Genomic DNA, 7,412 nt, shown 5'->3' with positions numbered 1-7,412 from the left:
ACTGCCAGCGGTAGTCAAGGCCGGAAGGCTGATCTCCGTTAAAGCTTGGTTGGAGCGAAAGCAATCACTGCCAATCTTCTCTGCCTTCGGTAGAGACACCGCGCGTAATGACGGTAGATCATTAAAACATCTGTCAGCAACTTCTGTAACTGTTTTATTTACAAACTTTCCATCTTTAATATCCGATTCAGAAACCGATACTAAAACTTTATTTATGATTTTCATTTTTGATTCTATTTAAAATATGTGAACTAAACTGTTTTCGATGTAACTGCTTTTACCTCTTCGTCGTAAATAACTGCAGGGTTGTCAATCTTCTCCCCTGTTTTAAGTGCATGCTTTTCGGCAAAGGCTTTCATTTGAATACCTGTTTTTTTCAAAAGATCTTCAACACTCAGTCCTTTACCTTCTTTTTCAAAATAGAATAAATACAAAGCTCCACAACCTTCGGTGCTGGTGATCGTAATCTTTTCAGCAACTTTCGATTTTCCAGAAGCCTCTTTAACTTCTGCCAGCTTAGCGGTGGTATCAAACAGTGTACTAGCCGTAGCCATGTTAACATTACCCTGAATGACAGTAGCATCTTTTTTAGCCTGTTCAGCCTGTTCTAATTTTAGCCTGTTTTCATTTGCTATTCTTCGGGTTTCAGCTTCGGCTTCCAGACGTTTTTTATCTTCTGCACCAGCTTTGGCAATAGCCTTTAATTCATTCATTCTCGATGGAAGTAATTCCAGCGTGGTAGATTTTTCAACCTCCATATTTTCGCGAAACATTGCCGACAACTCATCATATAAGGCTTCTCTTTCTTCGTAGACAATTTTATCAACCGTTTCCTTATCCAGATAAACTGGAAACAAAGAAGGCTCCAACTTGCGGAATGCATCTATCGGATAAAGAATTGGAGATTGATTGATCTTCTCCGTAACTTCCGCCAGGGTATCAATGGTTAATGAATTATACTTTGTTTGGACCGAGGTTTTAAAGGCTGCAAGTTTCTCATTAAAAATCTTACGGATATAAGTTTGAATATCAGCTCTGATAGAGATCTTTTCTTTTTCGATGTTTTGTTCTTTAAGGATTTTTTCATCTGCTATACGTTTATCATTTGCTTTTTTGGTAGCCCACTGATCACGTAAGGCCTGAATTTTATCGTACCTTGTTTTACCGGTTTTGGAAGGTTTCAAATCGTTTTCAAGGCCGGTAAAGATGCTGATGGTCTTATCCATCATTTGCGTACCTGGCATACGCTTCTCTTGCATTACACCAACAGCCTTTTTACATTTCAACTGTAGGCCATTAAGATGAAGATCTAATTCATCGCTCATACCCTCACCTTCGATGGTTGTTAAGGCGGCATCAATCTCACTTACCGCAAGATTGTTTAATTTTTGATTATACGGAAGTGCGGTCTTTAATCCGGATAGAATGACATTCGTAACCTCTTCAACTTTAATAAGCTCTTGTGTTACTGGTGGATTTTCTGCTATTTCTGACATTTGGTTCTTATTAAAGGCAGCCGCTCAACTGACAAGGTTGTTTTATATTGCGGCTGCCTGGTTATAAATTGGGTTAATTAAAAGCTTGGTTCATCATCATGATCGCCAGCGTTGGCGAATTGATGGGTTTCTTCTGCAGGTTGTGTTTCCGCTTCTGCAAGGGCTTGAGAGAAGTCGTCGGTGGCAGGTGCGTTAATCTGTTCGTTAGGAACCACTTCTGCATCAGTGAACTCACTAACATCAAAACCTTGTCTGATAGCGTCTGCACCAACTGGCACGAAAGTTTCAGGTAGTTTTGGGGCATTGACCACTTTAGGATAAAGTTTGAAAGCATGTTTGAGTGTTTTACCTTCAAAGAATAGTTTATCTATTTGACCATTATTTGATGTGTACAATGCATTAGCTTTACCAGGTAGTTTCCTTTGTGCCTCAGCATCCCACTTCGCGTTTTTGTTCTCAGATGAAGCTTTCCATTTCGCTACATCGCCCATGTCGAATGTTTTTATCTCGTAGGATCCGTCCAACTTCTCAATACGGATGAAAGAACCTATAATGATAGGATTATCACCCCTATTGCCTTTTTTCCAAGTAACACGGACATTACCATGATCATCGGTGTATTCTTCGTACGTATCACCTTTGCAAACTATAATTGGTTTGGCGGCATCCTTAATCTGGCCATTCTGAATACGTATTTTCTTTTCACCATATGGTGTTGGTTGCGCAACAACCTCCTTAATCCATTTATCCGGCTGACCTTTAGGAGCGATGTTTCTATTACCTGGTATTAAATATACATCAGACTGCGGACCACCTTCAAAGCTCAACTGCCAGCCACCGACCTGCATGTAAGCCAGAAAGATAGACATAGGAGTACAAGCACTTAAATCTTCACTATCGGTAATTCTTTTGATGAAATTATCCTTTTCACGTTCATGGAATGCAATAGCCTGTTCTTTTGGAACACGGTACATTGCAACAAATTTATTTATGAAATGATCACCGATGGCGGCATCCTTCACAACCGATAAGGGATGAAGCCTTTCGATGTAATCTTTAGTAACTTGAATTTGAGTTGACATGATATCTATTTATTTTTATGACTACTTATTGAATTATTACTGGGAGGAATGCAAAGAATACTGCTACAAGGAATATGAGAAAGCATATAAAGAAATCCCTTATGATCCTGCCTACCTCCTTGCGTCTGGCTTCCTTTTGCAAGACGGATTTGAATTTGTTGGCAAAGATTCCCTGTAGTTCTTCGCGGGCCGGTGAAAATATTCTAACCATTTTTTTCATCCTCCAATTGTTTCTGAAAGAATATTTCAAGAGTAGTTTTTGACCTTCTTAAGCCAGCTATATTCCCTTTAAAGAATTTAGCATGCTCATCAGTCTGCAAAACAGCCTTCTCATACTGCTGGATCTCATCATTAAGTCCCTTAATGATTTCTTTCAACTTTAATGTAGTTGAATCCGATGCTACGTTTAAATTTCCCATTACGAATACCTCCTTGTATGGGTTTCGTTCCTTTCGTCGAATTCATCCCTGCAATTGTCATTACAGAAATTATGGCCACAACTGTAGCTCATTAACAGATGGTCCCTGATGATCCCTCTGCAACTGAAGCAGAATAGTAGATCCGGTTTTTTTTGAATTTTGATTGCTGTTGACATGGTTCTTATTTTTTATTGGTTTTTTAATGGGTAGTGAGCAGTTGACAGCTGCCTGATTTATACTACCTTTGATATGGTTCTTATTAATTACTGACAAGTGGTTTTTAAGCGGGCATCTATTGACAGTAGATGCCCAATTTTTCATTAAGCTTCTGCTTCACCCGGATTGCAAATTCTTCCTCCGTAAATCCAAGCTCCATTAACTCTTTTTTCCTTTTGTTCCATACCATTTTAATATCCCGTAAATAGAATCGTTCAAGCATCTCGTCCGTTTGGGACTTCGCTTTTGCTTTTCCTTTATTTAGGTATGCGATCTGCATTACTTGGATATGTTAATAGTTAAGTTTTTAATGGTATTATTTTCAAAAGCAGCACCGTATTCAAAGCCCTCATACCCGACGAACTCCATGAACGATTTTAACTTAGAATCCAGTTCCTCGACTTTACTCTCTAGTTCTTTAATGCGTTGTTTCTTTGAGATCTTCATTTTCAGCTTTTTTAAATTCGATGATGATGTAATTAGGTTCACTTTTGGTGTCAATTGAATATTCTCGATCAGGGGCCTTAAGTTTAATATCCCTACTGATCACTGGGGCAATTGATCCGGCAAACTGCTTTCGCGCTTTTACCTTATCCCCTTCTTTCATTTTAAGTATCTCATTAGCCCATGAGAACCTTTCTTTTGGCGGCTCAATTAACTTTATCATTTCTTGTGGTTATAGTTGACGAATACCAACGATTGACCTGACCTTTATTCTGTAAGCCAGTCTTTCTCCGGATATTCTGATTATGCGTAGTGACCGTGTGATAACTGATGTTCAATGAATCAGCTATGATCTTATCCTCTAAATGCGATCTCTTTACAATCTCCCGCTCCATGGGAGTTAGCTGCTCGATGCCAAATGGCGGAGGTAAGAATGCTGGGTAAGTGTGGTTCTGTAACATATAGTACTTATTTGGGATATGAGGGAATATTGATTATGTTTATCTTTGTTTAATTGTACAATACAAATGTAAAGTTCTTTATATTAAAAACAAAGTCTTTATATAAACTTTTTTATATTATTTAATAAATGACTGATTTACAGACTTTAAAAATTTCCGTAGAGCTTATTAAGGTGCTTGAAGGGTCCAGCCAGAAAGAGGTTGGAAATAAAATTGGCTATACCAATGAATCGTCATTCTCTCAAGTTGTTAATGGTAAGGTACCTATGCCCAACGGCATATTAGATAAGTTAGCGCAAATGAATAGTAATGTAAAGAAGTTTATATCAGCGATAAACATGAATGAAGATGACTATATAGTCAAGACAGAGACTGATAACGGTGTTATTAGCGGTTTAAGAAAATTTAATCCGTCATCATCTGAACTAATCCCGTATTACAGTGCGGATTTTATGGCGGGAAATTCAGATGTTCAGTATGATGATGGTACCAGACATCCCGATTACTACATGGATATTCCAGAATTTTATGGATGCACCGCTTTTAGAGCACTTGGAGATAGCATGGAGAATATAATTAAATCAAGTAGTGTTCTTTTTGGGATTAAACTCGATGACGACTGGAGAGAATCGCTAGAATATGGTCAGATTTACGGAGTAGTTATGAAAAATGGAAGAAGATATCTCAAATACATTAGAAAATATAAAGATGATCCGAAGAACTATTTTTCCCTAGAAAGCGAAAATGTAAAATACGATCAGTTTGAAGTTAAAAAAGATAAAATAAAAAACCTCTGGCTTATACAAGGCTGGATGGATAAAAGAGCATCGTAAATCATGAAAAAAAGTCTATTAATATCAATTGTCGCACTAATCTTTTACGGGTGTTATAGCTCCAGCGAAGTTAATGATTCAACTTATGTTGACACCGTTGATTCAAATAAACTGGATAGTTTAAAAAGAGACTCTTTATATAAACCGACCGCAAGAATAGCATACGGTAGGGTTATGTTCGGAATGACCCAAAAAGAATATGAAAGATTAATGCCTGATATTTTAAACAAAATAGGTGAATACGATTATACGTTTCTACCGCAATATAATAAAGAAGGTAAATTGTTTGGTATCTATATACAGTCATATAAGGAAACAGCAAATTATATTGATAACAAATTACTAGAAGAAATGGAAAATATACGATCTGTCATATATGAAAAATATAAGGAACCAACCTATGATTGGGGTAGACCTGAATTCTTTAGATTCAAGCCAGGTAAAGTGCAATGGCAATATAATTGGAAGCTAAGCACTAAAAACATCAATATAGGAATGAGCGAAGAAGATTCAGGTTCTGAATATAGAGCTGTCTGTTATATTTATGATGAACCTATGATGAAAGAATTTAAATCCGCTGAAGAGAGAAAATTAAACGCAGCAAATAAGCAATCATCAAACAGCTTTTAGCAAAGTAAAAACCGACCAAAAAAAAATAAATGCAAATGAAAAAATATTTAATGGTCATTTTATTGATGGCCCTAGGCTTAAGCGGCAAGTCGCAGAAAAAAGATACGAGTCGAGTATTTGTTCCTGTCAAGGATGGTTCTATCACATACGAAAGTATCAATGATCATCCCAACTTGAGTAAGGATAAAATATATGAACTATCTTTAAAGTGGCTTGCTAACACTTTTTTGGATTCTAAAGAAGTAATTAGAGTTCAAAATAGAGAAACTGGTAATATCTTAGGAAACGGAATTACAGACATAATTATATCTGGTTTTTTTGGTTCAACTGAGAGGTTCTCTTTTATGATCGATATTACTGTAAAGGATTCTAAGTCTCGATTAAGATTATATCAATTTATGAATAAGTCATTAGATTCTAAATATGATTTTAGGAGCACTGATCCAGTATGGGTAAGATTTGATAATGGAAAATCTTTTACTCCGAAGGATGATAAGAAAATGTTTTCAGGCTTAAATGCACGAATTAATGGGCTTATTGAAAACTACAAAAAATACATTAACAGTAACACCCAAATCGACGAGTTCTAATATGAAAAATAAAGAAGAATCTGAAGAAGAGCGTCAGGAACGTTTAGCCGATGAGTATTTTGAAAAAACTGGGATTTACCGGGCATCATTCTCAATGAACTTTAGTATAAGCTACGAAGATCTGCAGCAGGATCTTGTTAAAAATACTGAAGGTAAAATGATCAAGCCGGTCCTTAATAAAAACAATAATTAACGATGAAATTAAAAAAAACGCCTGTTACTGAAGAGGCAAAAAGATTTAAAGAATTCAGGAAAGCTGAAAACCTTATTCAAAAGGATATGGGCGACGTAGTTGGAAAAGACGCAGCTACTATTACCCGGTATGAGAATGGTGATTTCATCATCCCTATCGATGTTGTGAAATTGATGCACGAAAAATTGGATATGGATTATACCTGGTTCTTTACCGGCAAAGGAAAAAGAAAACATATTCCAATGAAATCAAATCTGGTTAAGGATGTTACAACTATCGCAACTGATCAAGCTATATTGTACAACCAAGTTGAAGGCCTTAGACGTGAGCTGTTAAAGCTGCATAATGACTTCTATGAGTTCAAGATAAAAGTCCAAAACAGGGACAATTAAGGTCCACAAAGTATTTAAGAGTATATAAAAAGATGGGTTTAAATAGCGATAAAACAGGTTTTAAAGAGGGTTCTGGAACTAACAAAATTCCCCCACTCTCCGCTGATAGTAATATCAAAATGTTTAAAAAGCCTGTTAATGTATCATTAACGGGCTTTTTTGTTTTTGAAGGGTGACAATTTTCGCACGAATTCCGGATCAATCCCAAATGTTGTGGAGCAGGGATGATTTTTTGACATCTAGGCATACAAATTAGTTAACCTGTACAGGAAGAATTCTATATTTTTCACTCCCCTGAACTGGGATCGGAAAGCCTTTATTTTTGCATTGAAAGATTCCGCTGAAGCATTTGTGGAACGGTTGTCAAAGTAATTAAGTATCGTTTGATAATGGTTCTCTATTGACCTTGCAATGGTATTGAATGCCTTGAATCCGGTTTGTCTTACCTGCTCATGCCATCTGGCCAGATTTGCCAGCGCGAATACTTTATCTGTGGTATGTTCAAAGATCTGGCTGAGTCCCATACTCAGCCCATGCGCTGTTTTCAGATCTGGAAACCGTTCGAATAATAGACCAGCACGTTCCTTTTGGCTGTCTGTCCAGGCCGAAGGCTTTTTATACAGTACATATCTGCTGCGTGCCAATAATTGTTTGAC

Annotated in this window: 15 protein-coding genes; 6 read left to right on the top strand and 9 right to left on the bottom strand. The window is 36.9% G+C overall.

The genetic code is table 11. The annotated features are described in order from the left end of the window. The 3 genes from ATK78_RS22840 to ATK78_RS00060 form a co-directional block, all read right to left on the bottom strand. The coding region (locus tag ATK78_RS22840) for a hypothetical protein (protein WP_208112274.1) at nt 1-225 on the bottom strand (225 nt) is incomplete at its 3' end. A gap of 26 nt (nt 226-251) precedes the next feature. Then, complete coding sequence (locus tag ATK78_RS00065; RefSeq protein WP_133574034.1) at nt 252-1,496, bottom strand: hypothetical protein; 1,245 nt, start codon at nt 1,494-1,496, stop codon at nt 252-254. 77 nt (nt 1,497-1,573) lie between these two features. Next, nucleotides 1,574-2,578, bottom strand: coding sequence for a recombinase RecT (locus ATK78_RS00060; RefSeq protein ID WP_133574033.1), 1,005 nt, complete (start codon nt 2,576-2,578; stop codon nt 1,574-1,576). Between ATK78_RS00060 and ATK78_RS00055 the strand changes: the two genes are divergently transcribed. After that, nucleotides 2,577-2,756 (top strand): hypothetical protein, encoded by a 180-nt coding sequence (locus ATK78_RS00055; RefSeq protein WP_133574032.1) that lies wholly within the window; start codon nt 2,577-2,579, stop codon nt 2,754-2,756. The genes ATK78_RS00060 and ATK78_RS00055 overlap by 2 nt on opposite strands. Before the next feature lie 25 nt (nt 2,757-2,781). Here the strand turns inward: ATK78_RS00055 and ATK78_RS00050 are convergent, their stop codons facing one another. From ATK78_RS00050 to ATK78_RS00035, 5 genes are all read right to left on the bottom strand, one after another. Beyond that, nucleotides 2,782-2,997, bottom strand: a complete 216-nt coding sequence (locus ATK78_RS00050; protein WP_133574031.1) for a hypothetical protein — start codon at nt 2,995-2,997, stop codon at nt 2,782-2,784. Between the two features lie 292 nt (nt 2,998-3,289). Next, complete coding sequence (locus tag ATK78_RS00045; protein WP_133574030.1) at nt 3,290-3,493, bottom strand: hypothetical protein; 204 nt, start codon at nt 3,491-3,493, stop codon at nt 3,290-3,292. Further along, nucleotides 3,493-3,660, bottom strand: coding sequence for a hypothetical protein (locus tag ATK78_RS22625; RefSeq protein ID WP_166664778.1), 168 nt, complete (start codon nt 3,658-3,660; stop codon nt 3,493-3,495). Before ATK78_RS22625 ends, ATK78_RS00045 begins: the two co-directional genes overlap by 1 nt. After that, complete coding sequence (locus ATK78_RS00040; RefSeq protein WP_133574029.1) at nt 3,632-3,880, bottom strand: hypothetical protein; 249 nt, start codon at nt 3,878-3,880, stop codon at nt 3,632-3,634. The genes ATK78_RS22625 and ATK78_RS00040 overlap by 29 nt, the downstream gene beginning before the upstream one ends. After that, nucleotides 3,864-4,118: a helix-turn-helix transcriptional regulator gene (locus ATK78_RS00035; protein WP_133574028.1), complete on the bottom strand. Its 255-nt coding sequence runs from the start codon at nt 4,116-4,118 to the stop codon at nt 3,864-3,866. The genes ATK78_RS00040 and ATK78_RS00035 overlap by 17 nt, the downstream gene beginning before the upstream one ends. Before the next feature lie 128 nt (nt 4,119-4,246). Here ATK78_RS00035 and ATK78_RS00030 point away from each other — a divergent pair, with 128 nt between their 5' ends. From ATK78_RS00030 to ATK78_RS00010, 5 genes are read left to right on the top strand one after another with little or no spacing between them, the layout of a single operon-like run. Continuing rightward, nucleotides 4,247-4,951, top strand: a complete 705-nt coding sequence (locus ATK78_RS00030) for a S24 family peptidase (protein ID WP_133574027.1) — start codon at nt 4,247-4,249, stop codon at nt 4,949-4,951. Nucleotides 4,952-4,954: 3 nt separating this feature from the next. Beyond that, entirely contained in the window at nt 4,955-5,581 is a 627-nt protein-coding gene (locus tag ATK78_RS00025) for a hypothetical protein (protein WP_133574026.1), read from the top strand. A 35-nt stretch (nt 5,582-5,616) separates the two neighbouring features. Next, entirely contained in the window at nt 5,617-6,171 is a 555-nt protein-coding gene (locus ATK78_RS00020) for a DUF4468 domain-containing protein (protein ID WP_166664777.1), read from the top strand. A 1-nt stretch (nt 6,172) separates the two neighbouring features. Continuing rightward, nucleotides 6,173-6,364 carry a hypothetical protein gene (locus ATK78_RS00015; protein WP_133574024.1) on the top strand — a complete coding sequence of 64 codons (192 nt, stop codon included), beginning with the start codon at nt 6,173-6,175 and terminating at the stop codon, nt 6,362-6,364. A 2-nt stretch (nt 6,365-6,366) separates the two neighbouring features. After that, complete coding sequence (locus tag ATK78_RS00010) at nt 6,367-6,756, top strand: helix-turn-helix domain-containing protein (RefSeq protein ID WP_133574023.1); 390 nt, start codon at nt 6,367-6,369, stop codon at nt 6,754-6,756. Nucleotides 6,757-6,995: 239 nt separating this feature from the next. Here ATK78_RS00010 and ATK78_RS00005 read toward each other — a convergent pair. Further along, on the bottom strand, nt 6,996-7,412 hold a 417-nt coding region (locus ATK78_RS00005; RefSeq protein ID WP_166664776.1), incomplete at its 5' end, for a transposase.

The organism is Pedobacter metabolipauper, assembly GCF_004362715.1.
Taxonomy (GTDB): domain Bacteria; phylum Bacteroidota; class Bacteroidia; order Sphingobacteriales; family Sphingobacteriaceae; genus Pedobacter; species Pedobacter metabolipauper.
This window is presented reverse-complemented; position numbering and strand designations above follow the sequence as displayed.

Excerpts from the sequence above, each read along its gene's own strand:
- ATK78_RS22625 (WP_166664778.1), bottom strand. The coding sequence starts at position 3,660 with ATGAAGATCTCAAAGAAACAACGCATTAAAGAACTAGAGAGTAAAGTC.
- ATK78_RS00015 (WP_133574024.1), top strand. The coding sequence starts at position 6,173 with ATGAAAAATAAAGAAGAATCTGAAGAAGAGCGTCAGGAACGTTTAGCC.
- ATK78_RS00030 (WP_133574027.1), top strand. The coding sequence starts at position 4,247 with ATGACTGATTTACAGACTTTAAAAATTTCCGTAGAGCTTATTAAGGTG.
- ATK78_RS00060 (WP_133574033.1), bottom strand. The coding sequence starts at position 2,578 with ATGTCAACTCAAATTCAAGTTACTAAAGATTACATCGAAAGGCTTCAT.
- ATK78_RS00035 (WP_133574028.1), bottom strand. The coding sequence starts at position 4,118 with ATGTTACAGAACCACACTTACCCAGCATTCTTACCTCCGCCATTTGGC.
- ATK78_RS00055 (WP_133574032.1), top strand. The coding sequence starts at position 2,577 with ATGATATCTATTTATTTTTATGACTACTTATTGAATTATTACTGGGAG.
- ATK78_RS00050 (WP_133574031.1), bottom strand. The coding sequence starts at position 2,997 with ATGGGAAATTTAAACGTAGCATCGGATTCAACTACATTAAAGTTGAAA.
- ATK78_RS00020 (WP_166664777.1), top strand. The coding sequence starts at position 5,617 with ATGAAAAAATATTTAATGGTCATTTTATTGATGGCCCTAGGCTTAAGC.
- ATK78_RS00045 (WP_133574030.1), bottom strand. The coding sequence starts at position 3,493 with ATGCAGATCGCATACCTAAATAAAGGAAAAGCAAAAGCGAAGTCCCAA.
- ATK78_RS00010 (WP_133574023.1), top strand. The coding sequence starts at position 6,367 with ATGAAATTAAAAAAAACGCCTGTTACTGAAGAGGCAAAAAGATTTAAA.
- ATK78_RS00040 (WP_133574029.1), bottom strand. The coding sequence starts at position 3,880 with ATGATAAAGTTAATTGAGCCGCCAAAAGAAAGGTTCTCATGGGCTAAT.
- ATK78_RS00065 (WP_133574034.1), bottom strand. The coding sequence starts at position 1,496 with ATGTCAGAAATAGCAGAAAATCCACCAGTAACACAAGAGCTTATTAAA.
- ATK78_RS00025 (WP_133574026.1), top strand. The coding sequence starts at position 4,955 with ATGAAAAAAAGTCTATTAATATCAATTGTCGCACTAATCTTTTACGGG.